Origin of the sequence: Paenibacillus vulneris, from assembly GCF_039543185.1 — a bacterium.
Classification (GTDB): domain Bacteria; phylum Bacillota; class Bacilli; order Paenibacillales; family NBRC-103111; genus Paenibacillus_S; species Paenibacillus_S vulneris.
Genome location: NZ_BAABJG010000015.1, coordinates 159413 through 184541, shown reverse-complemented (window position 1 = coordinate 184541; position 25129 = coordinate 159413). Strand labels below are relative to the sequence as shown.

Sequence of the window (25129 nt, the reverse complement as noted above, 5' to 3'; positions counted from 1 at the left end):
TCCATCGAATGCACTTTACAGCTCATCGATGATATCCCCTGCCGTAATCGACCGGGAGAAAGCCCTTGCTGCTGCTGCACGATCGCCGGCTTCCCCATGCAGATATACGCCATAAACAGCCGCCAGCTTGGCAGAAAAGCCTTGAGCAATCAGGCTGGCGATGAGACCCGCAAGGACGTCTCCGGCTCCGCCGACCGCCATTTTGGGATTGCCTGTCGTATTGATCGTAACGGCACCGTCCGGCTCCGCTATGACGGTCCGCGCGCCTTTCAATACCAGAATAACCCCATGCCGTGCGGCATAGCTTCTGGCCAGTTCGATCCGGTCACGCTGCACGTCCCGGATGCTGAGCCCGGTCATTCTGGCCATCTCCCCAGGGTGTGGGGTAAGGATGACCGGCGATCTGCGGCTCGGCCATTGGTCCAAATCCGCATCCGCAAGCATATTCAGCGCATCGGCATCCAATACAAGCGGGCAGTCTGACGTTCCCCAGATTTCACGTAGCCATTGGCTGTCCCCCTCCCATCGCCCCATCCCCGGTCCGATCACTATCGAACGCTTCTTGTCGGCTAATTCGATGACCGACGAAGCGGGAATAGAAGACCAATCGCCCAGGCCCGAATCCTTCAATCCCATAAGCATGATTTCCGGTATGGTTCCCATCATGGACGGCTGCACCGACTCCGGAAGCGCCCATGTCACCAATCCGCAGCCGCTGCGCAACGCAGCTCTTGAACATAGATGACCGGCGCCGCTCATCTGCCGGCTTCCGGCCGCAACCAGAACATGACCGTAGGTCCCTTTATTGGAATCCTGCGGACGAGTTACATTGCCAGCCCGGAAGCCGAAACGGTTCTTAAACATGGCCTCATTCGTCAGGTAAGTCCGGATACCATGCAGAGCCGCCCATTCGCTTACTATTCCAATAGGGCGAACTACGACTTCCCCGGCTTGCCCGGCGCCAGGGTATTGCTCCAAGCCTCTCTTGGTGAACGCCAGAGCAACCGTTCTTTCCGCTTCAATGCAAGGATCGTGTACCTCACCCGTATCGGCATCCAATCCGCTTGGAATATCGACGGCGATGATAGGCAGACCGGAGGCATTTGCCTCCAATATCAATTGAGCATAGGATTCCCTTGGCTTTCCGCGGCTTCCGGTTCCGAGGAGAGCATCCACGATTCCGTCATAATCACGCCAATCGATACTTCCGCTTTGATAAATTTGCGACGGTACTCCAAATCGGGCGGCTATGGCGCTCTGAACGGCACTCTCCCCCTTCCAGCCCGCAGGATCTTCTATGTAAATGACGGTCGGGTCCATACCCGCTTCGATCAAATGTCTTGCCGCTACGACCCCGTCACCGCCATTGTTGCCTTTTCCAACAAGTATTGCCCATCTGCGAAGCTTTCCGCCGGAATAAGCGGTCACTTCTTCGGCGACAGCCCTCCCTGCATTTTCCATTAAGACCATCGCCGGTATCCCGACAGTTTCAATAGCATAGGCATCTATTGTACGCATTTCCTGGTTTGTCACAACAAACATGAGCTCTTCACCCCTTAAGAACGAAAGTTCGGCCATTAAGATGCTCTCGCAGGATCATCCTACTTCAATTGTAGAAGCGGCCGCGGCCCCTTGTAAAGCTTCGTTTAAGACCCACTCTCACTCGAGCCTTTTCTGGCTAAAGATACAAACAGCAGCACCAACGGGAGGAACAAGGCAAAAATTAGTGAAAACGGCCCCCAATTTTTGGTCAAATAATTGGAGATAAAGATTGTATTCCATATTTGGTACAAAAAAATAAGGGAGCCCTAATCAGAATCCCCATGACATTATATATAGCTCCCAGGGCAAATGAGAGATTCACTTGGATCCGGCATCCGTTCCTTCTGAAAAATTGCTTCGACAAGTGGTTGTCATCTGCTAGCGATTGATAGACTTTATTATACGATTTCCAAACGTAATTATGCCATGAGCATGATCATTGTTAAACGGCAAGAAATTTGTTTACATAACATTTAATATGTATACTTTTATTGATAAGATAACATAGAATATATTATGTAAACATATTTTGAATTTTGTGAACCTGAAATAAAATAGTAGACCATAACTGACTACCGCCTCATGTCTCACCGACCCATGCGTGTTGAAACATTAAAGAGCTCGCCAAAAGGCAAGCTCCTTCCTTTGATAAACTTCGAATCCTAGTTAAACAATAGATTGGTTTCTTACAGCCGCTCTCTTCTTCCCAATTTGCGTCGCCGCTATAATACTGCTGACCACCAGCACACAAGCACCGAACAAATACGGGAGGTTTATGTGGATATCGAATAAGATTCCCGCGAGACCCGGACCGAATATGTTGCCGAGACTCATATAAGCATTGTTTAGGCCGGCCACGAACCCTTGCTCATCCCCCGCTTCCTTGGACAACAAGGTGTTGAGAGTCGGGCGCAAAATATTGTTGAAGGTAAAGAATAGCATCGTCATGAACATCACATAAATAAAGTTCCCCGACAACAGCAGGCACACAAGCGATACGGCGCATAAGACGAGCATGGAGCTGATCACTTTCTTCTCCCCCATCCATCGAGTAAGCTTCCCTGTCAATACAAGCTGATTGACTGTAGCAATCAGGGAGCATACCGTAAGCAGGACCGCTATATCGCGCGTGTCAAATCCATAGCTTTGTACGACAAACAGCGGAAAAATCGCTTCGAAATGCATGAGTCCGAAGGTCAGCGCGAATACCATGAGCAGCAGAATAAAGTACTTGGATCTTACCGACAGGATGATCTGGCGGAGGATGTTCTCCTTCTTGTTTTTGGACTCCCTCTGCATGAGTCTCTGATCTGCGGTAGTGGGTTCCGGGAGCAGCTTCAGGCTGCACAGCATCGCAAGAAGGCCTATCCCTACAGATGCATAGAATGGGAATCGGATACCAAGCTCCGCAAGCAAGCCGCCGGCTCCCGGCCCGATAATGAAGCCTGAGGTCATGGCCGTTCCTAGCAACGACATCGCTTTGCCCCGCTGATCATTCGTCGTAATATCCGCTACATACGCCATTATGGAAGGCACCAACGCCGCAGAGCCAATTCCTCCGATTAAACGGGAAAGGAAAAGCAGCGATAAATCCCCGGCAACAGCCGCAATCAGGTTCGATAATGCGAATAAGAACAGACCGATAAGGATCATAGGCTTGCGCCCGTATTTATCCGACAGGTCGCCTGCAATCGGCGAGAAAATAAACTGGGTTAATCCGAAGCACGAAACCAGATATCCTGCCGCTTGTCCACCAGCCCCGAATTCATTGAGCAGCTCGGGAAGGATCGGGATCACGATTCCCGTACTAAGCATGGCAAGAAACATATTTAACAGAAGCAAAGGAAACGATGATTTGGCAAGCATGATGTATTCTCCTTTTTTTAGTACAGCTGAACGACCGATCGACCAGGAAGCCCCTCTCCCCGTCCCATAGTCAGCAAGAAGTATTCTATCATGGAATCGCCCATATGAAAAATATGAAAAACATAGCTTTCACCAACCTAGATCGAATAGCCGGGAATAAAAATATCCCCCATAATGTTATGGAGGATTGTAGTTTATTCAAAATGCTGCAGCCACAGTCTCTTGGCCGACAACTGCGATGCCCCGGTAAGAATAACAGAGCACCGGCTGGTCCCGTTGAAATACAATATCGTTCGCGTCGCACTCGTCACGGAAGGAAAGCATGTCATCTGCAGAATAGTTCATGAAGCTAGTACCGTTTCCTATCAAAATGCATAAAAGATAAGTTCCAGTAGTTCCTGCACGGGACCTGCACTCCAGAACATAGTGGTCGGAATGGCCGCGCCCATCCTCTGTATAAATCCGAATACGGGCCTGGTTCGTTATCGTATCCTCCGGGCTCATGAACAGCTTGGCTTCATCGGATACCAGGGAGCCGTCCATAATGGCACTAATGCCTTTGCCAGCCAAACTCTCCGCATCCTCAAAGGTATTGAATTTATTCATTTACGTTTCCCCTATCTTTATGAAAGTAAACTTTGCTTTCTATCATACTATAATACCGGTAAGGTTGGAACCAGGACAGGCTTACCGCTGATAGGCAAAATAACCCCATAAAGTGAAACTTTAGCTCTGAAGCGAACTCAACCCGCTAATGTTAAAAAAGCCGCAGCCACTGCCTCGCAGGCAGCTAACCGCAGCTTCTCTCTTATAAAGTAAAGTTATTCGTCTCCTGTTGCAATAGGATTGTCTTTATAACTGATCCAATCCGACCAGCTGCCCGGATACAGCCGGACGTTCTTGAACCCGGCCTCCTTCAATGCCAACACATTCGGCGTTGCCGATATACCGGAACCGCAATAGACGATGAGTTCTTCCTCCTTGGACAGCTCGCTGAATCGCTGCTCCAGTTCTTCAGACGATTTCCAGGTCCCCCTTGCTTCAAGCCCATCCTTCCAAAAGTAATTCAACGCTCCTGGAATATGACCCGCTACCGGGTCGAACGGCGATTCTATACCCAGGTACTGGTTCCGGTCCCGAGAGTCGATCAGCCTGCCGTTCTTTTCCCCTTGGACAACCGCCTTCACAGTATGGACATCTACGATCCAATCTTCCTTAACGGCCGGGATCAACACGCGTGCCTCAGACAGCGGTTTCTCTGTACTGACGGGTAGTCCGGCCTCCGCCCATGCTTGGAAGCCCCCGTCTAATATACGCACATCCTCGACTCCAATATATTGGAGTACCCACCATAAGCGTGAAGCCGCCGGCCCGTTCACATCCTCGTAAACGACTACCGTAGTGGAGGTATCGATCCCTAGAGAGCCAAAGTGCTTGGCAAGCCGTTCAGGTGACGGAAGCGGGCTCCGCCCCCCATGCTCGCCTGCAGGGTCCGTCAGATCCGCTTTAAAGTCGATGAACACAGCCCCCGGCAGATGTCCGGCCTCATAAGCTTGTTTGCCATACAGCGCTTCTTTGGGGTTAAAGCGCACATCCGCAATGACGACATTTCCTTCTTTGAGACGAATCTGCAGCCATTCAATTCCAACTATTGCTGAGTTAGACATGGGATCAGTACTCCCTTCAACAATTTGGTTTATATTACAAATTCGAGATCTTCCTGCGTTTTTACTTGATGGATTGCCGCATAAATATCATTTTGGACCTTCAGCAGCTGCACGTCGTCCCGTTTTCGGGGTCTCGGATAAGGGATGTCAAATATTTTCTGTATTTTGCCAGGTCTTGGAGATAAGAGAACAACCAAATCCCCCAAAAATACTGCCTCGGATACATCATGCGTAACAAAGCACACCGTTTTTTTCTCTTTTTCCCAAATATGCAACAGATCGTCCTGCAGCTGCAGCCGGGTCAAATGGTCAACGGCGCCGAACGGCTCATCCATCAGCAGTACTTCCGGGCTGTTCGCCAGAGCACGGGCTATACCCGCTCTCTGCTTCATCCCCCCGGACAATTGATGGGGATATTTATGCTCAAAGCCCTGCAGACCGACCATGTTCAAATAGTATTGGACGATGTCCTTTCTTTCCGATTTGGGTATTTTGCGAAGCTCCAGCCCGATTCCGACATTCTGGAAGATCGTTCTCCAAGGATATAGGGACGGGTCCTGGAATACAACACCTCGCTCGATCCCGGGTCCGCGCAGCTTCTTGCCATCCAGCAGCACTTCCCCTGATGTGGGAAGCTGAAGACCGGCTAATATCTCAAGCAGAGTGCTCTTCCCGCAGCCGCTCGGGCCGAGAATGCTGATAAATTCTCCATCCCTAATGGTAAGATTAATGTCCGATAGGGTCAGGGTGGGACTCGAGCCACCGTATCTTTTGGAAACCGCTTGAAGCGTAAACCCGGCCATACTCACACCTCGTCTTTCTAGTTACTTCTTGGGGATGAACCGCAAATCAATGATTTTGTCTACATCATAAATTTTGTCCTGCAGCCCGAGCTCCAGTTGAACCTGCTGTGTATCCTGCAGCGCCTTTTTATCGACGTCAGGGTTATTTTCCCACAAAACTTTTTCCCGCTCGAAGGCTTTGTCTACTGCTGCCGGATCTATCTTGATCTTGGATAAGAAATAAGTCTTGTACTCATCCGGATGACTCTTAGCATATTCCTGCGATTTGAAATAGGCTCGAAGCAGCTTCTCGATCAGCTCAGGCTTCTTGGCTATCACCTCGTTGCTCGAAGCCAGAACCCCGGTGTGGAAGGTAGGCAGATAATCCCACCCCTTCGCTAATATCTTTCCTTTTCCGTTTACTTCGACAAGGGAAGCAAATGGCTCATGAATAATGGTTGCATCGACTTGCCCTGAAGTAAGACTGGCATAAGCCGCCTCGTTCGCACCATTAGCCAAGTAGGTTACATCCGTTTTACTTAAGCCATGCTTTTTAAGAATGACTTGAGTATAGACGTCCAATCCGCTGCCAAAGGCGGCTGCTCCGACTTTTTTCCCCTTCAATTCTTCTACACTATTGATACCGGGCGCAGCTACCAGATAAAACGGCCCTTTCGTACGGAACATGGAGGACACGATTTTGATCGGAGCTCCTTTTCCCGCAGCAATGATCGCCGTTGTGGTTGCAACGTCTGCAATATCCACATCTTTGCTGGTCAAGCTTTCAATCGGATTTTGTGTCGTTACGAACTCGACATCCAGTCCTTCTTCCTTGAAAAATCCTTTCTCGGCGCCGAAATTGACGGCCAGGCCGCTAACGCCATTGAACGCCGCATAGCGAACTTTTTGAAGCTGCTGCGCTCCTTCGGAAGACGATGTTGCAGAGCTCTTGGATTCCTGTCCGCCTTTGGAGCCAGTGGAGCAGGCGGTAAGCACCATCACCATTGCTATTGTCAGAATTCCTACTCCCCGCCATGATGTTTTTTTCATTCTTCTCTCTCCCTCTATGTGAATGCCAACCATTTTAGTAAGATTTCCATTTCAGCACGACTCTTTTTTCCAGCAGATCAATGATTGCAATAATTAGTACCGATACGATCGTGACGACGGTAATGATCGCGAATGCTTTGGCCGTATCGTATGTGGACGTCGCTTGAACCAGCAGGTTGCCAAGGCCATCCTTGGATGCGATCATTTCGCCGAATAATGCCCCTACCAGACCGGTAGCAGCCGATACTCGTAACGAGACGAATATCGTTGATGCTGCAGAGGGCAGTATCACCTTTGTAATCGTCTGGAATTTGGTAGCCTCAAAGACCTTCGCCACCTTCAAATGATTGTCCGCCGTCTGCTTGATTCCTGTAATTGTATTAAAGGCGATGGTAAAGAAGCAGAACAGGAACACAATGGCAACCTTATGTGATAACCCGATGCCAAGCCACAGCATCAAGAGCGGAATGATGGTCACCTTCGGGACCGCCAGCAGTGCGGACAGGAACGGGCGAAAGAACGATTCCGCCCTTGGGACCAGCACCAGGAACAAGCCCGTTCCTATCCCCGCCGCAGCGGAGAGCACATAGCCTGCCGCAAACTCCCCGAGCGTAACGAATAAGTGATGAAAAATAATGCCGTTCGTAAACAAGCCAATGATTTCGTCGATTACCTGTGTAGGCTTGGATAAATACAGAGGTCCGACGATTTCCGCCCGTACGATATACTCGATAAGACCAAGCCCCAGCAGTAAAAATAGGATCTGAGCGATGATAATCCGCCAGTTAGCCAAAATGGATTTGCTGCCGCCCATACGTTTCCCTCGCTTCCTCAGCTGCTCTGTTGTGTGCAAATTACTTTTTCAGGACGGCATCTTTCTTCGCCAGACGGTTCTCGGGACGCGGAAGGCCGAAATGCTCCCGGAACGTGCTTCCTTCGTATTCCGTACGGAATAAACCGCGTTTTTGAAGCTCCGGAACGACGAGGTCGATGAACAAATCCAATCCCCCAGGCATGTAAGGAGAGCATAGGTTGAAGCCGTCCGCAGCTTCGTTCACGAACCAGCGTTCGATCTCATCCGCAATTTCCTCCGGACTTCCGACGATAAGCAGATGCCCTCTGACTACGGCAGCAAAGTAGTAGAACAGCTCTCTCAACGTGATATCGTCGTGGCCGGCTGCATTTTGCGCTAGTCGGACGAGCTGCTCGGCACTGTTGTCGTTTAAAGTGGAAAGCGACAGATCGGGCAGCGGTCCATCTAACGGGTAGCCTGTTAAATCAATTCCGATTCGGGCAGACAATGCAGATAGATTAAAGTCAGTGACAATCAAGGAGCTGAGCTCGCGATATTTGGCATGCGCCTCTTCCTTGGTGCGCCCTACCAACGGAACGAGTCCAGGCATGATGAACAGCTCATCCTTCGAACGACCGTACTTGGCTAGCTTGCTTTTGACGCTTGCATAAAATTTACGCGCTTCTTCGATCAAGATTTGCCCGGTAAAGATAACGTTGGAGAAGCGTGCTCCCAGCTCCTGGCTTCTCTCCGAGGTTCCTGCAGACAGCAGTGGAATTTGCCCTTGCGGAGGCCGCGCAACATTCAGAGGACCCGCCACAGAGAAATGTTCGCCTTTATGATGAAGCGCATGGACCTTACTCTCATCGACATAAACGCCGGTTTCCTTGTTTCTTACGAACGCATCATCTTCCCAGGTATCCCATAAATCCTTGACAAGCTGAACGAATTCGTCCGCGTAGTCATACCGTTTGGCATTATCCCAGTGCTTGTCTCTGCTGAAGTTCAACGCTGCTCTGACATCAGCGCCCGTCACAACATTCCAGGCGACACGGCCTCCGCTCAGATGATCCAGTGAAGCGGTTTGCCGGGCAATGTGGTAAGGCTCCGCATAGGTCGTATTCGCCGTTACGATCAAACCGATTTTTTCCGTCACTGCAGTCAAATGGGCGATCATCGTGAAGGGCTCCATCCGAACCATCTGGGACGGGAATTGATACTGCATATCGGCGCTAGTGGCAAGAGCATCTCCCAGGAAGAAAAAGTCGAACTTCGCTTCCTCCAACCGCTTGGCGACATATTGCAAAAACTTAGGATCGAAGGCACCATCCGCAACCGCCTCAGGCAGCCGCCAACCGGCCGGATGATAGCCTGTTGAAAAAAGAAATAAACCCAAATGAAGCTTGCGATTCGTTTGCTGTGTCATGGATGACATCCCCTTTTTATCGAATGTGTTTTAATTTGCGAGAAATCTCGTCAATATGATCCAATTCTTCCCGCGTCAGTCTCTGGTCGGCATATTTGATCGCGTCCGTAATATGCTCCGGCTTGGAGGCACCCAGAATAGCGGAGGTGATATAGGAATGGCTGAGTACCCAGGATAGGGCAAATTGCGCCAAGGTCCATCCTCTGGCTTCCGCTAATGGCCGAATCTCTTCTACCAGCTCATATGCGGGATTGTGGCTGAGCAGAAGCTCCAATCTCTTCTCTCCCGCCGCCAATCGGCTTCCGGCCGCAGGCTCTTCGCCCTTGCGGTATTTGCCGGTCAAGATCCCGCGACCAAGCGGACTGTACACGATAACTCCGACGTTGTCCGACTGGACATACGGTACGAGCTCCTGCTCAATGTCCCTCGTGATCAAGCTGTATTCGGGCTGGATGCTCTCGAAGCGGTTCCACTTATGGAGCGCGCTGATGCCATGAGCCTTGGCCAACTGCCAAGCTGCAAAGTTGGAGCAGCCGATGTACCGTATCTTCCCCTCCTTAACCAGATCATCCAGCGCTCCAAGAGTTTCTTCCAATGGGGTTTCCGGATCGAACCCATGCACCTGATATAGATCGATATAATCGGTTTGGAGCCTGCGCAAGCTGTTCTCCAACGCTCTATAAATATGGTACCGGCTAAGCCCGGAATCATTGATCCCCTTCCCTACGGGCGCCTTTACCTTGGTCGCCAAGATCGTATCGTGACGCCGTCCTTTCAAAAGATTGCCAAGAATCGCCTCCGATTCTCCCGACAAGCTCGGGTCTCCCAGGTCCATTCCTCTTCCATAAACATCTGCCGTGTCAATGACATTGATTCCTGCATCCAGCGCCTGATCCAGCACGGCAGCCGAGGACCTCTCATCGATCCACCTGCCGAAGGCCATAGTTCCGAGACTGATCTCGGAAATCTTCAAACCGGTTCGTCCTAATTTCCTGTACTGCATCGAATACTCCCCCATTCCCAAAATAAAAAACAGCCAGAAAGACACACTGAACCAACAAGTGTCTCTCCGGCTGTCCGGTAGATACAATCTACATTATTCCCATCATATAAGTGGGATTAATGACAAAAAGTTCTCTGGCTTACTTGCTTGACCCTTACGGCCCCAAGAGCGCTGCGGTGAGCAGATGCCCTTTATGTACTGCGATTTGATGTGCTGTCTCGCCATCCGCATTCTTCACTGTCGGGTCAACCCCATACTCCAAAAACAGCTTAACAAGACAATCACGTCCGAAATAAGCAGCAACATGCAGCACCGTGTAACCTGAACGCAAGCTGCCTTCACATTTGGCATGAACATCTGCGCCATACTGGATCAGCATTTGGATAATATGCTCATAATTCCCCATGATTGCTGCATGGATCGCCATATTGTTCAGGCTGCCGTCCTTGCTTCTTGCGTTTACATCCGCCCCGAGATCAAGCAGCAGCTTCACAGTCTCGGTATTGCCAAAATGCGCCGCCATCGAAAGCGGCTGAAACCCGTCCGGCCCGTAGGCCGAAATCAACTCCGGAGCTTGCTGCAGCAGCTTCTTCACTCGTGTCGTGTTACCGACTGCCGCCGCCTCAAAAATATTCAGCTCGGCACCATGATTGATTAGCAGCTCCTTAATGTCGTTAGCACGCATGTAGGTTGCGATAAGCACGGCTGTCTCTCCCTTGCTGTTGCTTGCATTGACTAGGGAGGAATCTTTCCCGATAAGCTCTGTCACCTTCTTCAAATTATTATGCGTGACAGCCTCAAGCATCTCGTTTCTAAGCTGATGTACATGATCCGCAAGAACCTGAGCCTTCTTGAGCAGCTCTTCCGAGGCTTGAATGCCCTTGGATACAAGATGCGAGACCGCTCTTGAACGATTGGTTTCCAGTCCGGATTCAACGAGTAGATCGACAGCCTGGATAGCCTGCTCATCTAAGCGGATGGAAAGCACAACGCTATTTTTTTTCTTTGGCATGTACAGCTCCTGTAAAGTTGTAATAGGAATTACAAAACTACAATAACATAGGTATTGTGAAAAAGCTATCCTTTTTTTCGGATTGTTTTACTCGGATTTAAATTTCGGTGAAAATTTCCTGATTCATCCCCCCCTACAAAACAAAGCCATAGCTCCGAAGCGGATTCAGGCATTTCGCGGGGGGCCCCTTATCCTCTAGAACGAATAGCGCAGCTCCTCGGTTACATAATGAACCCACCGCTGCTGCGGCGCTACAATGTCGGGCAATCTGCTCATCGGAGCCCAGAACAAACGGAATACATGATGATCTGCTTCCATCTCCCATTCATCCCTGGTGCAATTGCTGCGCAAATGATAAAACCTCCGCAATACCTCACATGCCAGATCCTTACGGTCCACCCATCCCGTAATTTGATAGGAAATATAGTTCGGATCCGGATACTGGTCCTCTTCTATGTAAGATATCTGGACGAATTCCCCCTGTTCGCGAACGTAATCCACCTGAATGCCTCTTCTTATCTCGGCCCAATGGGAGCTCATAAAGTCCGGTCTTGAGTAAACCTTGGCGTTATGAAAGGTTGCATATTTGTCACCTGGAAGCCGAAGCTTCTGTTCTCCGATGTATTCACATGAACCGAACTCCTCTAACCCGGTCTCTTCTAAGGCTTCGCGCAGAGCCGCATCCTTAAACTCTTCATCGAATTCGACAGTTCCCGCAGGCAATTGAATGCCAGCATTCGGATGCCGGAAAAGGAGCAGCTCGGCTTCGCCATTCCGCTCCCTTGTTATAAAGCAGGTCACTTTGCCTAGAACATTGTTCGCTTGTTGCATAGGCCCGATCCCTCCGTCCCTTCGTGTACTAACCCTAAAGGCGGCAGTGTCTTATGGTTCACGATGTTTTCGCTGTCGTCGAATAAGGAGCTCCGGGGTTAACAGCAGCAGAATGACAGCTCCGTATACCCCTATCGAATAGCTAGCTGGATAAGTCCATCCGAATCCACGTGATATTACAGCCGTAATAAGGTGAGTCAGAAAATTGGTGAAGCAAAGCGCATAGCTCCTCATCATCCATTCCCGATGCTTGATAAGCCGTTTCTTTTTGATGTGCACTATGGCCCCGACAGTAAAAATCGGCCACAGCAGATTTAACAGGTTGAATGCTATGCTATTCATCCTGCCGCCTGTTGCATAAGGTGCCATATACCCTGAGGTCAGGTCGACGAGTAAAATGGAAACCAGGTACACGTATCCATTGATGCGATGGAATCGGCGATGCCGGCTCAACAACCTTTGCGAGAAGTTAAGGGCGCCCGTTATCATTGCCAGACAAGCAAAGCCTATATGGATATACATCACATGAAGCCATAGCGGAAGCTGAACCTCTTTTTTCAAACCAATCTTATGCTTCAGAAATTCAGCTGCAAACGGATCATGGATATAATTCATATATATCACATAAATGAGATCAATGACCATGATGAGTACCACGAGTCCATACCAACGCCTGCCGCTGAACATACCTAAATTCCCCTCTTCTACCACAACGCTCCAATGTCGCTGATGCCGCATTTTGATTCTTATTGTATCAGAACTGCTGGACAGGATGTGCTGGCAGGGATGACTTCTTTCTGACATTTGCTGAAGTAATGCTAGATCCCTTTAGTATCCTCCACGAATTGGCGCAGGGTCTCCTTTAGTGATGTGGCAGGTCTTCCCAGAATGGTTTGCAAATCGACAGAAGTGGAGACTGTATTGATTTGGCTTAGAAATCCGAAGACCCAGTGCTTCATCTGCGCGTCCCTGCGGACCGATATGGTTTTCCCTGCAAGCTCGGATATTGCTGCCGACAGATCCTCCATGGTCCACGATTGTGAAGCCGTAAGCTCATAGCTTCTCCCTTGATTTAGAGGTTCGCAAAGAACCGCTGCTATGGCGGCAGCAAGATCCTCTCTGGTTACTGTATTGAATGTCCACTCGCCGGGAGGCACAACCAGCTCTCCTGAAGCAATGGCCGCATCTAGGCCGAAGGCTTTGACAATATCCGTATACAGCGCATTGCGAAAAATCGTATAAGGGATGCCTGATGCAGCAATAGCCCGCTCCGTGTTCACATGCAGTTGTGTCAGCGAAATCGAGCCTTGTTCCGCATAGGCAAAGCTGGTATAAGCAATATGCTGAACCTGCGCTTGCTTGGCAGCTTCAATTACCCGCTCATGCTGGAGCAACCGTACGGCATCGTCTTGGTGTGAGCTGGAAATGAATAATAGCTGCTTCGCTCCTCTCAAGGCAGCCGGCAGCGATTCCGGGCGGTCGTAGTCGCAGTATCGTAACTCTATACCGAGCTTCTCCAGTGATTTTCCACGCTCGGCGTCCCTTATACAAGCAATGATTTGTTTTGCATCGATTCTTTGTAACAGCTCTTGGATAACCAGACTTCCCAATTGGCCATTCGCTCCGGTAATCACAATGGACATGAACCTGTCATCCTTTCCTCAACTGCGGTTATAGGAACCCTACCTGCTTTCGTTTATCCAAAATATAACATAACTCTTACCAGGATGCTTAAGGAAAAAATCAGTATAGGGATAAAATATCATCCTTATTTGAGAAGCGTATAGAAAAAAAGATCCAGCCCCTAAGGCTGAATCCTTGTATTCGTAATCCCTATTTTTGTTTGATTTGCGGCATGATCTTGGTAATCTCCTCGTCTGCTTCACGCAGTGCGGTGTTCACATCTTTTTTGCCTGCCACAACGTCCGCTACTTTCGCGTTAAATATTTTACGAACATCCGCATGGCTGGAATACGTCGAGCTCGGCATATACGGAGCGATCTGTCCTTTGTAGATAGCCTGGACATTTTTCCCTTTCAGGAATTCCATTTCGGTACCGAATGAATCTTTAACTGCTTTACTCGATAACACCGGATAATACCCGTATTTCTTGGCCATCGTCGACTGTACTTCCTCTGATGTGAGGACAGAAAGGACCTTCATGGCATCTTCCTGATACTTGCTGACCTTGTTAATCCCTACATACATCGTATCTCCCAATCCCTTAAGGCCGTCGTAGCCTTTGTAGCTTGGAAGCTGCACCATGTCCCAGTTCAACCCGTTCTTGGAAGCCTCCTGAAGGGACGGCATCATATTGGAAATGACCATTGCCGTGTTTTTATCCTTGACAAAGGCGTTCACTACATCTGCAAAAGCTCCGCCCTTAGGCTCGTTGCCCGGAATCATCACCAGATTCGAATATAGGGTCAACATCTGCTTCCATTGATCGTTGTTGATGGTCGGCGCGTCGGTCTTGGCATCCAGCAGATCAATCGGCAGCCCGCCCTTCATAGCAAATATGCTTTGCGGATGCATCCCTTTATATTGAAAGCCGGCATCCATCTTCGAGACCTGCTTGGCAAGATTGATAATATCCTCCCAGTACATCCCGTCCTTCGGATAAGGGACGGCAAATTTATCAAAGATATCTTTATTATAATATAAAGCGGTAGGACTGCTGTAAAAAGGAAACGCAACAAGCTGGCCATCCGCCTTGCTTCTCTCAGTAAAGGCCGGATCAAATTTGCTTATATCCATATTTTCCTTTTTCATTAATGGGCTCATGTCCTGGGTTAGACCAAGGTTCGCATAGGTTCGAATATCGTTCGTAATGGTGAAAATGTCCGGAAATTCACCTGAAGCAACCAATTCATCCGGGTTGGTTCCCTTGCCTCTCACTACTTGCTCTAAGGTGATGTGAGGATATTTCTTTTTCACAGGTTCTACGAAAAGCTGCTGCCATTGTTCATCCGATACGGCGACCCACTGGTATATTTTGATGGTAACCGGTTTGGACTCTGCCTGCGGCGAACCCGTACCGGCATTCTCCTGTGAGCCCTTCCCTCCTGAGCAAGCTGATAGTGCGCATAATGCGGCTAACGAAGCGGCAATAACCGATAATTTCTTTTTCATACAAATGGTTCCCCCTTAATTTGCGATAGACTCTCTGTAAGCGCTTTAATTTCTATGACTTTATTATAGCAAAGGCAATCCGGGGAATCTTCATTCATCTTGCGATGAATTATAGGAATATTGCTATCTTCAATAGCAACTAGCAAGCTGTTATATCCGTTATAGGCTTTATCCCCTATACTAGTTCTATGAATACCGGAACGCGACAGCGCAATATTTCTATAAATTCAAACAACATGGTGAAAGTATGCAGGCAGTCTATTATATATAATGAAGGAGAAATGAATCCTTTATCATTTGGAGGGACTGTATTTGCGAAATTATGCTATTTCATCTGATTTGGCCCTAACTAAAGCCGCTTCCGTCTATGCGTTTATGATTTCCGGTAAATCAGCGGATACACGCATGAAGATGGATCTGTGGGATTGGATTCCCGGAGTCGGGGTCATATCGATTCTGCGATATTACGAGAAAACCGGGCACAACGAACTGCTCCGCTATTTGACGGACTGGGCAATTCGTAATGGCGATAAATCACGGCTCCACCGAACCGTGAATTCCACTGCCCCCTATACCATTTTACCGGCCTTGTATAATTTGAATCCAAAGGAAAGCTACAAGGAGGACGTTCGAGCGGCGGCCTGCTGGCTTCTTCATGAAGCGCCTCGAACCCGCGAAGGAGCGCTGGAGCATACCGTCACTGAAAATGCGTTGTTTCCGGAGCAAGTTTGGGCGGACACGGTCTATATGGCCGTATACTTCATGGCTGAGGCAGCGAAAATGCTGAATTCGAAGGAAATTGCACAGGAAGCGCTGCTCCAGTTGGAATTGCACCTTCGATTGCTTCAGGACGATACGACCGGCGTACTCTTTCACGGCTGGAACTGCGGGGAGCGCAGCCACATGTCTGCAGCCCGTTGGACACGGGCGAATGCCTGGGTGGCTCTTGGCTTGCCTTGCATTCTGCAAAGCATCATCCATCTCGTGGACATTCCTCCCGGATTACATGACCGGTATGTTCGCCTGATGAACGGATTGATCGGTTACCAGAACGCGGGCGGATTATGGCACACCGTCCTGGATCGGCCTGTTTTCTATGAAGAGACATCGGGGAGTGCCGGCATAGCGGCAGGAATTATTCGAGCTATCGAGTGCGGCCTTCTGGACAAGAAGTTTCTTGAAGCCGCCGACCGCACGGCCTCGGCAATCGTTGACAAGATTGATGAAGAAGGCAGAGTTGCCGGAGTATCGGGTGGGACCCCAGTGAAGGATAGCGTTGAGGATTATAATCGGATTCCATTCAAAGACACGCTGTACGGTCAAGGCTTGGCATTGATGCTCTTGGCAGAATATATATAGGTTCATGAGGGCCGGCTAATTGTCTAGCAAGTCTGCTCTTGTGAAGGAAAACGGCAAAAAAGGCCTGACTGTTTATTTGCGATCAGACCGTTTCCTTTATACATGCGGCAAAACTGTTGCTGGCTTATCCGGACCCATAAAGGCCTAACTCAGTGCCTTGGTAGCTTTCCACTCGACGTGGGCGGCTTCCACCCTTTTCCATAAGTCATCCTTCTCCAAGGCGCTGTAACCGGCAAGACGTTCCCCGAAGACATCGTTCAGAAGGTCCAGCCACTCCGACTTACTTGCCACCTCGACCTTAGCTAAACCGTTCTTGTCTCTCTTGCTCCAGACGCAGCCCCGCAGCTCGTTACTCTGACTTGCATTTCTCTGCCTAACCAGAAAGATACGTGCCCATGGTGATTCCGGAGAGCGGCTGTAGAATTCATGCTTCGGCATAAACTCCTCCAAGCTTCCCAGGACGGCAGCATCAATGTCTACCCCTGCAAAAGAAGCCAACGGATCGTGCACGAGACGCCAACCCTGAGGCACAGCGCCGGATTGAACGACTTTATAGCTCAATGGCCCCTGCTCATACATGCCGTAACGAAGCGGAATAGGCTCATACGGCATATCACCCAGCCCCACGTCAACAATCCATCGCTCCTCCGTTTCCGCTTCATTCACAAGGTCAACGCTCAGACTCAAATGAAACGAATTCACTCTCGGCTGCTCTCCCAACGGCTGTACGCCGGCGCGGTGCAAATGGACCTTATAGCCTAAAGAATGAAGCAGCGAACTGAATGCGCCGTTCAGATGAAAGCAGTATCCGCTCTTGTCATTCAGTACAAGCCGGACGGATTGTTCGAACCCTATCGCTGCCGGTTTACCTGCAAATATATCCACGGTCTGCCATGAAAGAGCATTCACATGAGCTTGATGCAGTGCAAACAAATATTCCTTAGTAGGCGGCTGTATCTCCTTAATTCCGATCCTGTTCAAATATGCTTTTATTTCCTCTCTTGTCATGCGATACATCAGGGGATCACCTCGGATTTTACTAATTGCCCCCAAAGTGCTGGCGGCCATGTAGTCTCATTGTAGAGATGCAGAGAGGATTCGGCAATACGTAAGCAACACAACTGTACCGGTACACTTTTATTCGCTTATCCCCAGTTCTCGTTCCAATTCCTTCTTCTGCCGCAGGTGATGGCGGAAATGCATGTCGACAAGCGCAAAACATTCCCGTGCGTTCAGCCAACCGAAACCATCATGCTTTACTTTGCAGTTCGGGTTCAGTTGGTTTATTTTCCCTTCCCATTCTTTCATTCTTTTCATCACTTGATCGAGACCCTGCATCAGGTCTTCTTTGCTGTCGGAGTTGCTCGGAGAGTTCTCTGGCCCATCCGGAAGCTTTATTTTTACCGGCGGGAATCCGCCAAGCTGGAACAGATGCTCGCCTCCCTCCGTTTTCCCGAGTGATTGCTCTTCCCTTGCAGCAGCACACATTTCTACTTTGTCAAGATAATCGAGGGCGGTGAGAATCACATGGTTATACAGCTGACCGAGGGACCAGACCCCCGGCGCGGGGATCTGCCTTAGCTGCTCCATGGTATACCTCTGCAAACCGGCCTTATAAATTTCAATCCATGTCTGATTACTCACTAAAGGAATCCCCTTTCAAAGTTAACATCCAGCCTTTTTAAGCTTACCATGCAGCATACCCTATCATTTCTTTTCCTTTGCTATTTTAATGAACCGGCCGTCCCGCTTCCTCTATGATCGCCCTTACTCCCTCATCAATTTGCTCGGGATGAGCTTGCGAGATACTGATCCGAAGAAACTTTTCCCGCTCCAGGTAAGAGGTCAAATAAAATTTTTTCCCGGGTATGACATGAACATGTCTTGCATCTAACCGAGCAATTAACCGCTCCAGGTTAACCGTTTGGGGCAGCTTAAACTGAACATAAATGCCTGAGCTGACGTGCGAGGTTTCTATGAGGCCCGCTTGATTGTACCGCTCTACGGCTGCATTCAAAGCACTGATCCTTGCCGAATATTGACTGCATATTTTGCGTTTATGCCGCTCATACATGCCGTTTTTCATGTATACCTCGAGTGCTGCTTGAGATAAGAGCGAGGAATCGGCATACCTCTTGTTAGCAAGATACGTATCAAGCAGCTTCTCCGGCAGCACTGCTGCGCCCAATCTTAGCCCCGGGAAAATAATCTTCGAAAAGCTTTTCACATATACGACATGCGACGTCCGGTTGTACGCATAAATGGGGTCGAAGCCCTGTTCTATGCCCAAGTCGGCCATGTAATCATCTTCTACGATGTACACGTCGTATTTGCTCGCCAAATTGGCTATCGCTTTTCTCTCCGTTACGGTGTAGGAGGTTCCCAACGGATTATGAAATCTGGACATCGTGTAAAAAAATTTAATTTTACCGGTTTTAAACCTTTCCTCCAGCTCCCGCAAATCGATGCCTGTCGCCGTGCGCCTAATGCCGCTGACTGGAATACCTTCGTATTCGAGATAACGCAGATACATATCGTAGCCCGGCTGCTCGACCAGGATCTCTGAGTTTCCGTTCGGAAACGGCATTCTCGCCAAAATTTCCAGCGCCTGCTGCGCCCCCGAAGTCACTATGATTCTCCTGGGATCCGCAATGACTTGATCACCTGCAAGATGTGAGGCCAGCGTGTATCGCAGTGACTCCAGACCCTTCGGATCGCCATAGGTGAACAAATGTTGCTTGTATTGGTCAATCGCTTTGTTCAAGCAATGCTGGAAGTCCACGTAAGGAAACACATTGATATCCGGGAGCACCGAAGCGAAATCGATGATTTTACGGTCTTTCTTATCCTTGGCTGCATCCCCCGATTTATCTACGACGTAATAACCGCTTTGAGAAACGGAGTAAATGGCGTGCCGTTTTTCCAGCTCCGTATAGGCATGCAGGATCGTACTGATACTGCATCCGTACTGCTTGGCGGCGATGCGAACGGAAGGCAGCTTTTGCCCCGAGCGGTACTGTCCTTCCATTATTTTCTGCTCGATATCGGATAATATCGACAAATACTTTTTCATGCGGCCTCCGCTCCCTTCTGCTGATCTCCCTTCATTATACATAACTGCGACAACTGTATCGATGCAATCCCCCATTTTCGATATGAATCTATTGCGCTAATGCCGATCTAGGAGTAAGTTAATAAGATAGAGAATTTGCAGAGGAGGCTTTAAGTGGGATGCCAAATCATCAGGACGAGAAGCTTCGGATCTATGAAGTGGAAGAACGGCTGCGTGTGCGCCCTTTTTTTATAAAGCATCGTGCTACCGACAAGCACTTTTATATGGACTTCCATTCGCATCCGGGTTATGAAATTTATTTTTTCCAACAGGGCTCCGGCAATTTTCTTATTGAGGATCGTATTTTCCCTCTGGTCGGAGGCGATATCCTGCTCATATCCGAATATGAATCCCATAAAAGCGCCCCCAGCATGGGAGTAGACTGCTCGCGCAGCGTCGTTAACTTTTTACCGGAAATGCTTCTACCTCAGGCGGCGACCCAATTTTTGCGATTGTTTCACCCCGGCTCGGACTTGACTCACAGGCATCTGCGAGTGTCTGGAGAAACGCAGGCAAAATTGAACGCACTGCTGACACGAATGGAAGAAGAAGTGCGTCAGCGCCCGGACATGTTCGAAATCAGCTGCTCCATTTGCCTGAACGAGCTGCTGCTGGAAATTTACCGCTTGATCCATAATCAAACGTCCCAAGGTGCCTCCCCTATCTCCCGAAGCTCGGTTAATCCGAGGGTGGAGCAGGTCATACGCTACTTGTCCGAACGGTATCATGAGCCTATCAAGCTGAAGCAGCTGGCGGATATGATTTATGTAAGCCCTTACTATTTATGTCACCTGTTTAAAGAAACAACCGGCATTACCATATCCGATTATTTGATTTATACGCGAATACGCCAATCCAAGCGGGAGCTTGCCCTTACCGAATACTCCATCGCCGAGATCGCGAGCCGGGTTGGCTTCAATACTCTGGCTCATTTTGGACAGACCTTCAAGATGATGGAAGGAATGACGCCAAGGGACTACCGCAAAAAAGTGAGAAATCAATAAACGAACGATGCGCATGAAAAAAAAATATCCTAGGCTGATGGTTCAACCTAGGATAAATGCAGCTCTGAGGACAGCTCTCTCCAATTTCACTTACCCGGCTACTCCATTCTAAGCCAAGACGAGCTCGGGAAGCTCCAGCGATGACATGGCCGTTTTCTTCTGTTCATTGTTTACATGAGTGTAAATCATGGTCGTCTCGATAGATGCGTGCCCCATAAGCTCTTTCACAACCCGAATATCTACGTTATGCCTAAGCAGCATCGTGGCAAAGGAATGCCGCAGCTTGTGGCAGGAGAGCTTCAGGTCACTCAGATGTGGATGCTCTTCTTTTAACAACGCAAAGGTCTGTGACGCAATCTTTTGAATTTGCCTTATGGATAGCCTTCTTCCCTTTTGGGAGATAAAAAAAGCATCCTCCTTGGAGCTGTGCGGGATGATTCGCTCCTGCACCATCTGTGCAAGATACTGAATAAGCATCGGCGGAAGCGGGATTTCATTCCATTTTCGCCCTTTGCCGAATACTTCCAGGGTCCCCTTGGATGGATTAAAGTCGCTTACGTTCATTCTGTGAATTTCCCCTACGCGCAGTCCGCAATAAGACATCAGCAGGAAAACAGCCATATTCCGATTCTTGTAACGACCGTCAATATATTGCATCGTTTGTTTCAGGTCGTTCTCCTCCAGGTAGACTGGCTTCCTGTTCTTTTCGGTTTTGGACTTTTTGATCTCCATGGCCGGGTTTCGCGTTGCCAGCTCCAGATCGATCAATGCGGTATAGAATGCCCTTATGGCGGACAGCGTTCGGTTACGAGTCTTGTCCCCTGCCGTATTTTGCTTGGATACGAGAAAGCCGAGTATTTGCATTTTGCCAACCTTCTGAACCGGCAGCTCATTCAAAGATTCCAGGAACGAAAGTACTTCCCGCAAATATTCTTTCCTCGTAGTTTCCGTATACCCTGCCTGCTTCATCCATATGACAAATGCTTGAATCGGCTCGGCGTAAAAGTCTTCCAGGTCATAATTTCTAGCCATTCCCAAACCCTTCTTCCTTTATGTTCAACTGCACATGATGTGGGGCAAGCGGGGAGCTGCACTTACTCCCATTCCTAAATCATTTATGGTAAATATAAACTGAAATTTTACCGTAATCTTGTTCATCTGCAATAAATAAAAACCGTTATAAAGAAAAGTGCGCAAAATATGTGTTTGGCGTACTTATTGTAGCACATAGATCCATGGTAGGGATACACATTTCATAGTTTTTTGTATAATCAAATTCAAAGGAGATGAATTGTGCTTGAGTTCTCATAATGAAGCAACTACACTAGTCGGGCTCTACGACAGCAGCAGCTGTCATCATATCCGTTTTCCGGACACGGAGGCAGGCCGGCAGGCAGCCCATTGGCTGGTCCCGTGGATGGAGTACTCCCCTACCCGTTACATTGCCAATGTCAAGACAAGCCTGTATGTGCTTCGACTCGGGGATGACTTGCTTCCTGTCACTGTTAATAGCCAAGAATACGAGAACAGTTACGTGTGCTCGCCCTATACACACTATGTTACTTATGCCAAGCAAGAGCTGTACAAGCTAAAGCTGCCTTGGCTGGAATCCTTCTTAAGCCGGCTGCTGGACGGAATTGGTGTGCTATTAAAGGCAAGCCGAATGAACCAGGTGGTTCATGTGAACAACAGCCTGCTCTCTACGAATCTTTATCCGGCTCAAGCCTCGAGCCTTTTGCCTGAAGGGTTACGGCTGCTGCGCGCCCAATTTCCCGGACATACGATCATATTTCGTTCTCTCGTTCCCAGTATGAATGAACCTTGGATCGAAGCGCTTCGGTGTGAAAAGTTCCGTTTGGTACCCAGCCGTCAAGTGTATCTGTTTGAACCCCCCAATGCAAAAGCACGATGGCTGATCAAACGCGACCGGCAGCTGATCGACAAGCACGGCTATGAAGTCGTGCGTCCGGATCAGTTAATCTCCTCGGACATCCCGAGATTAAAGTCGCTTTATGATATGCTCTATCTGGACAAGCATTCCCGATGCAATCCGTGGTTTACCGAGGATTTTTTCTTGCAAGCCCTTGAGCTTGGAACCCTGCAGCTGTATGCTCTGCGGAATGCGTCCAGCCGCAGTTTGGATGCTGTGCTTGGCTATTACGTCAAAGATGGTGTCATGACAACTCCCGTCTTCGGCTACGACTCCTCTCTGCCGCAGGAGCTAGGACTTTACCGCATGCTATCCGCAGTCCTGATCGGTATCTCCGAGCAAAACGGCTGGAAGCTTCATGAAAGCTCCGGCGCAGCGGAGTTCAAGCGCAATCGTGGAGCGGTCGGAGACATTGAATACAGCGCTGTCCTCGATGCCCATTTACCTTGGCCGCGCAGAATTAGCTGGATGGTGCTGGAACGATTATTGAACAGGATCGGCGTTCCGCTGATGCGGAAATTGAAGCTTTAAGACGGCTGAAAGAGGCACACTGCAAGCGTCGCAGGGTGCTTCTCTTTTGCCACATTTTGCTAACGAAGCGCACTTTATTTAAAGCAAAATTATATGGCCGCACCTCGATGAGCAAAACTTTACTAAAAGACTTTTTAATGAGCAAGTCATTTTGTTAATGATATTAATTATTAGTATTATTAAAAGTATTGTTCCCGCCTCTACCTATAAATTTCTATATTAACCCAAAACAATTTTGTTGACACTTATTGCCTAATAGTGGTATTATTTTCTTCCGTCTCTCTAAATAGAATGGAGGTATCAAGCTTGATAACCGTAAACGGAATTAGCAAGTCATTCCTGGTGGCCAAACGCACATCAGGTCTGCGTCATGCCATCAAATCATTGTTTCATCGAGAATTCACTGTAGTGGAAGCGCTTCAGGACATCTCATTTTCCATCGAACCGGGAGAAATCGTCGGCTACATTGGCCCCAATGGTGCCGGCAAATCGACCACGATCAAGGTTATGAGCGGCATTCTGGTACCCGACCGGGGAACCTGCACCATTAAGGGCTATACGCCATGGCTGGAACGTGTGCCCTACGTCAAGCATATCGGAGTCGTATTCGGACAGCGGTCTCAGCTCTGGTGGGACGTCCCTGTCATGGATTCGTTTGAACTGCTGCGAGACATTTATAAGGTCCCGCTGCCGGAGTACAAACGCACACTTTCCCTGCTCATCGATTCGCTGGACCTTGGGGATATTATTTACACTCCCGTTCGACAGCTCAGCCTGGGACAACGGATGCGCTGCGAAATTGCAGCTTCCCTGCTTCACAATCCGAGCATCCTCTTTCTGGATGAACCGACCATTGGCCTCGATGCTGTATCCAAAATCGCAGTGCGGCACTTTATCAAAACGATCAATAAAGAAAAAGGAGTCACCGTCATTCTAACGACTCATGATATGAATGATATTGAAGCGCTGGCAGACCGGATTCTACTCATCGGCAAAGGAACTTTGCTGTATGACGGTAGCGTCCAGGGATTGAGAGGCCGGTTCGGAACCAAACGAACCATTACCGCCGAATACCGGGAAAGCAGCACCCCCTTGCAAATACCCGGTGCGACGGTATTGTCCTGGACACCGGACCGGGCCGTTCTCAGTGTAGATACGGATCAAATTATTATATCGGATGCGTTGACGCGATTGTCCTCCCAGGTAGAGCTTCTGGACGTCACGATCGATACCCAGCCCATAGAAGACATCATTGTTCAAATGTATAAGGAGTACCAGCTATGATGAAAGGATACCTGGCTGTTTTCAAGCTGCGGATACACACTGGACTCCAATACCGTGCGGCAGCCTTGGCCGGCATCGGAACCCAATTCTTTTTCGGCTTTATGTTCATTATGATTTTTCAGGCGTTCTATAGCCATGCAACACAGGAGCCGCCGATGACCTTATCCCAAGTAGTGACGTATACCTGGCTTAAACAGGGATTTCTTTCCCTTGTTGTGCTCTGGCTCAGGGATAGTGAGCTGTTTCAGCTAATTACTAGCGGCAACATCGCCTATGAGTTGTGCAGGCCAAGCGGCCTATATGGGCTCTGGTATGCCAAGCTGCTTGCTCAACGACTATCGAGCGCTATGCTTCGCTGCCTGCCCATCTTGATTATCGTATGGTTCCTGCCGGAGCCTTACGGACTGCAGCTTCCTCCGGATTTTGCCACATTTCTGCTTTTTCTCGCTGTATTGCTGGCGGGTCTGTTAATGATCGTCGCTATCTCCATGCTTATTTACATCTCGGTGTTTGTCACGATGTCGCCCGTAGGCTCTTTGTTACTATTTAGCGTGTTCGGAGAGTTTTTTGCCGGTCTCATTATTCCGGTACCCTTAATGCCGGGGTGGATGCAGAAGATCGTCTATGCGCTTCCGTTTCATTGGACCGCTGATTTTCCGTTTCGGGTATTTACGGGGAATCTATCGAAGGTGGAGGCTGTACAAGGATTATGTTTTCAGCTGATCTGGTTGGCTGTGCTTATATGTATAGGTAAGTTAGCTATGGATAAGGCATTGCGTCGTGTCGTCGTTCAAGGAGGGTAAAC

At 49.1% G+C, this 25129-nt stretch carries 23 protein-coding genes; 5 read left to right on the top strand and 18 right to left on the bottom strand.

Annotated features, from left to right (window positions below; all coding sequences use genetic code 11):
• Positions 1–15: 15 nt before the first annotated feature.
• The 14 genes from ABEA66_RS14470 to ABEA66_RS14405 all read right to left on the bottom strand — a co-directional run bounded on the left by ABEA66_RS14470 (position 16) and on the right by ABEA66_RS14405 (position 15104).
• A complete protein-coding gene (locus tag ABEA66_RS14470) occupies positions 16–1542 on the bottom strand; it encodes an NAD(P)H-hydrate dehydratase (RefSeq protein WP_345588290.1) in 1527 nt (508 codons plus the stop codon).
• 666 nt (positions 1543–2208) lie between these two features.
• Positions 2209–3408: an MFS transporter gene (locus ABEA66_RS14465; RefSeq protein WP_345588288.1), complete on the bottom strand. Its 1200-nt coding sequence runs from the start codon at positions 3406–3408 to the stop codon at positions 2209–2211.
• A gap of 198 nt (positions 3409–3606) precedes the next feature.
• On the bottom strand, positions 3607–4014 hold the full coding sequence (locus ABEA66_RS14460) for a hypothetical protein (protein ID WP_345588286.1): 408 nt from the start codon (positions 4012–4014) through the stop codon (positions 3607–3609).
• Between the two features lie 215 nt (positions 4015–4229).
• On the bottom strand, positions 4230–5075 hold the full coding sequence (locus ABEA66_RS14455; protein ID WP_345588284.1) for a sulfurtransferase: 846 nt from the start codon (positions 5073–5075) through the stop codon (positions 4230–4232).
• A gap of 29 nt (positions 5076–5104) precedes the next feature.
• Positions 5105–5878, bottom strand: coding sequence for an ABC transporter ATP-binding protein (locus ABEA66_RS14450; protein WP_345588282.1), 774 nt, complete (start codon positions 5876–5878; stop codon positions 5105–5107).
• A gap of 21 nt (positions 5879–5899) precedes the next feature.
• Positions 5900–6907, bottom strand: coding sequence for an ABC transporter substrate-binding protein (locus ABEA66_RS14445; RefSeq protein WP_345588280.1), 1008 nt, complete (start codon positions 6905–6907; stop codon positions 5900–5902).
• 34 nt (positions 6908–6941) lie between these two features.
• Complete coding sequence (locus ABEA66_RS14440; RefSeq protein WP_345588278.1) at positions 6942–7721, bottom strand: ABC transporter permease; 780 nt, start codon at positions 7719–7721, stop codon at positions 6942–6944.
• A gap of 40 nt (positions 7722–7761) precedes the next feature.
• Positions 7762–9126, bottom strand: coding sequence for an LLM class flavin-dependent oxidoreductase (locus tag ABEA66_RS14435; protein WP_345588276.1), 1365 nt, complete (start codon positions 9124–9126; stop codon positions 7762–7764).
• 16 nt (positions 9127–9142) lie between these two features.
• On the bottom strand, positions 9143–10129 hold the full coding sequence (locus ABEA66_RS14430; protein WP_345588274.1) for an aldo/keto reductase: 987 nt from the start codon (positions 10127–10129) through the stop codon (positions 9143–9145).
• 154 nt (positions 10130–10283) lie between these two features.
• Positions 10284–11141 carry an ankyrin repeat domain-containing protein gene (locus ABEA66_RS14425; RefSeq protein WP_345588272.1) on the bottom strand — a complete coding sequence of 286 codons (858 nt, stop codon included), beginning with the start codon at positions 11139–11141 and terminating at the stop codon, positions 10284–10286.
• Between the two features lie 195 nt (positions 11142–11336).
• Complete coding sequence (locus tag ABEA66_RS14420) at positions 11337–11972, bottom strand: NUDIX domain-containing protein (protein ID WP_345588270.1); 636 nt, start codon at positions 11970–11972, stop codon at positions 11337–11339.
• A gap of 51 nt (positions 11973–12023) precedes the next feature.
• Entirely contained in the window at positions 12024–12659 is a 636-nt protein-coding gene (locus ABEA66_RS14415; protein ID WP_345588268.1) for a DUF2306 domain-containing protein, read from the bottom strand.
• Positions 12660–12790: 131 nt separating this feature from the next.
• Positions 12791–13615, bottom strand: coding sequence for an NmrA family NAD(P)-binding protein (locus ABEA66_RS14410; RefSeq protein ID WP_345588266.1), 825 nt, complete (start codon positions 13613–13615; stop codon positions 12791–12793).
• A 190-nt stretch (positions 13616–13805) separates the two neighbouring features.
• Positions 13806–15104 carry an ABC transporter substrate-binding protein gene (locus ABEA66_RS14405; protein WP_345588264.1) on the bottom strand — a complete coding sequence of 433 codons (1299 nt, stop codon included), beginning with the start codon at positions 15102–15104 and terminating at the stop codon, positions 13806–13808.
• A 312-nt stretch (positions 15105–15416) separates the two neighbouring features.
• Between ABEA66_RS14405 and ABEA66_RS14400 the strand changes: the two genes are divergently transcribed.
• Positions 15417–16463: a glycoside hydrolase family 88/105 protein gene (locus ABEA66_RS14400; RefSeq protein WP_345588262.1), complete on the top strand. Its 1047-nt coding sequence runs from the start codon at positions 15417–15419 to the stop codon at positions 16461–16463.
• Between the two features lie 144 nt (positions 16464–16607).
• On the opposite strand, the gene ABEA66_RS14395 is transcribed toward ABEA66_RS14400, so the two are convergent.
• The 3 genes from ABEA66_RS14395 to ABEA66_RS14385 form a co-directional block, all read right to left on the bottom strand.
• Positions 16608–17480, bottom strand: a complete 873-nt coding sequence (locus ABEA66_RS14395) for an arylamine N-acetyltransferase family protein (RefSeq protein ID WP_345588260.1) — start codon at positions 17478–17480, stop codon at positions 16608–16610.
• Positions 17481–17600: 120 nt separating this feature from the next.
• Entirely contained in the window at positions 17601–18107 is a 507-nt protein-coding gene (locus ABEA66_RS14390) for a DinB family protein (protein ID WP_345588258.1), read from the bottom strand.
• Positions 18108–18192: 85 nt separating this feature from the next.
• Positions 18193–19536 (bottom strand): aminotransferase-like domain-containing protein, encoded by a 1344-nt coding sequence (locus tag ABEA66_RS14385; RefSeq protein WP_345588256.1) that lies wholly within the window; start codon positions 19534–19536, stop codon positions 18193–18195.
• A gap of 158 nt (positions 19537–19694) precedes the next feature.
• Here ABEA66_RS14385 and ABEA66_RS14380 point away from each other — a divergent pair, with 158 nt between their 5' ends.
• Positions 19695–20579 carry a helix-turn-helix transcriptional regulator gene (locus tag ABEA66_RS14380; protein ID WP_345588254.1) on the top strand — a complete coding sequence of 295 codons (885 nt, stop codon included), beginning with the start codon at positions 19695–19697 and terminating at the stop codon, positions 20577–20579.
• Positions 20580–20687: 108 nt separating this feature from the next.
• Here the strand turns inward: ABEA66_RS14380 and ABEA66_RS14375 are convergent, their stop codons facing one another.
• A complete protein-coding gene (locus ABEA66_RS14375) occupies positions 20688–21611 on the bottom strand; it encodes a tyrosine-type recombinase/integrase (RefSeq protein ID WP_345588252.1) in 924 nt (307 codons plus the stop codon).
• A gap of 265 nt (positions 21612–21876) precedes the next feature.
• On the opposite strand from ABEA66_RS14375, the gene ABEA66_RS14370 reads away from it, so the two are divergent.
• From ABEA66_RS14370 to ABEA66_RS14360, 3 genes are all read left to right on the top strand, one after another.
• Positions 21877–23040, top strand: coding sequence for a GNAT family N-acetyltransferase (locus ABEA66_RS14370; RefSeq protein WP_345588250.1), 1164 nt, complete (start codon positions 21877–21879; stop codon positions 23038–23040).
• 306 nt (positions 23041–23346) lie between these two features.
• A complete protein-coding gene (locus ABEA66_RS14365; RefSeq protein ID WP_345588248.1) occupies positions 23347–24324 on the top strand; it encodes an ABC transporter ATP-binding protein in 978 nt (325 codons plus the stop codon).
• Positions 24321–25127: an ABC transporter permease gene (locus ABEA66_RS14360; protein ID WP_345588246.1), complete on the top strand. Its 807-nt coding sequence runs from the start codon at positions 24321–24323 to the stop codon at positions 25125–25127. Before ABEA66_RS14365 ends, ABEA66_RS14360 begins: the two co-directional genes overlap by 4 nt.
• Positions 25128–25129: the final 2 nt, after the last annotated feature.

Bases quoted from the DNA above. Each gene is read 5' to 3' on its own strand.
- ABEA66_RS14405 (WP_345588264.1), bottom strand. From the start codon at position 15,104: ATGAAAAAGAAATTATCGGTTATTGCCGCTTCGTTAGCCGCATTATGC.
- ABEA66_RS14440 (WP_345588278.1), bottom strand. From the start codon at position 7,721: ATGGGCGGCAGCAAATCCATTTTGGCTAACTGGCGGATTATCATCGCT.
- ABEA66_RS14455 (WP_345588284.1), bottom strand. From the start codon at position 5,075: ATGTCTAACTCAGCAATAGTTGGAATTGAATGGCTGCAGATTCGTCTC.
- ABEA66_RS14470 (WP_345588290.1), bottom strand. From the start codon at position 1,542: ATGTTTGTTGTGACAAACCAGGAAATGCGTACAATAGATGCCTATGCT.
- ABEA66_RS14415 (WP_345588268.1), bottom strand. From the start codon at position 12,659: ATGTTCAGCGGCAGGCGTTGGTATGGACTCGTGGTACTCATCATGGTC.
- ABEA66_RS14380 (WP_345588254.1), top strand. From the start codon at position 19,695: ATGCCAAATCATCAGGACGAGAAGCTTCGGATCTATGAAGTGGAAGAA.
- ABEA66_RS14395 (WP_345588260.1), bottom strand. From the start codon at position 17,480: ATGTATCGCATGACAAGAGAGGAAATAAAAGCATATTTGAACAGGATC.
- ABEA66_RS14420 (WP_345588270.1), bottom strand. From the start codon at position 11,972: ATGCAACAAGCGAACAATGTTCTAGGCAAAGTGACCTGCTTTATAACA.
- ABEA66_RS14410 (WP_345588266.1), bottom strand. From the start codon at position 13,615: ATGTCCATTGTGATTACCGGAGCGAATGGCCAATTGGGAAGTCTGGTT.
- ABEA66_RS14425 (WP_345588272.1), bottom strand. From the start codon at position 11,141: ATGCCAAAGAAAAAAAATAGCGTTGTGCTTTCCATCCGCTTAGATGAG.
- ABEA66_RS14360 (WP_345588246.1), top strand. From the start codon at position 24,321: ATGATGAAAGGATACCTGGCTGTTTTCAAGCTGCGGATACACACTGGA.
- ABEA66_RS14465 (WP_345588288.1), bottom strand. From the start codon at position 3,408: ATGCTTGCCAAATCATCGTTTCCTTTGCTTCTGTTAAATATGTTTCTT.
- ABEA66_RS14430 (WP_345588274.1), bottom strand. From the start codon at position 10,129: ATGCAGTACAGGAAATTAGGACGAACCGGTTTGAAGATTTCCGAGATC.
- ABEA66_RS14375 (WP_345588252.1), bottom strand. From the start codon at position 21,611: ATGGCTAGAAATTATGACCTGGAAGACTTTTACGCCGAGCCGATTCAA.
- ABEA66_RS14445 (WP_345588280.1), bottom strand. From the start codon at position 6,907: ATGAAAAAAACATCATGGCGGGGAGTAGGAATTCTGACAATAGCAATG.
- ABEA66_RS14460 (WP_345588286.1), bottom strand. From the start codon at position 4,014: ATGAATAAATTCAATACCTTTGAGGATGCGGAGAGTTTGGCTGGCAAA.
- ABEA66_RS14385 (WP_345588256.1), bottom strand. From the start codon at position 19,536: ATGAAAAAGTATTTGTCGATATTATCCGATATCGAGCAGAAAATAATG.
- ABEA66_RS14450 (WP_345588282.1), bottom strand. From the start codon at position 5,878: ATGGCCGGGTTTACGCTTCAAGCGGTTTCCAAAAGATACGGTGGCTCG.
- ABEA66_RS14435 (WP_345588276.1), bottom strand. From the start codon at position 9,126: ATGACACAGCAAACGAATCGCAAGCTTCATTTGGGTTTATTTCTTTTT.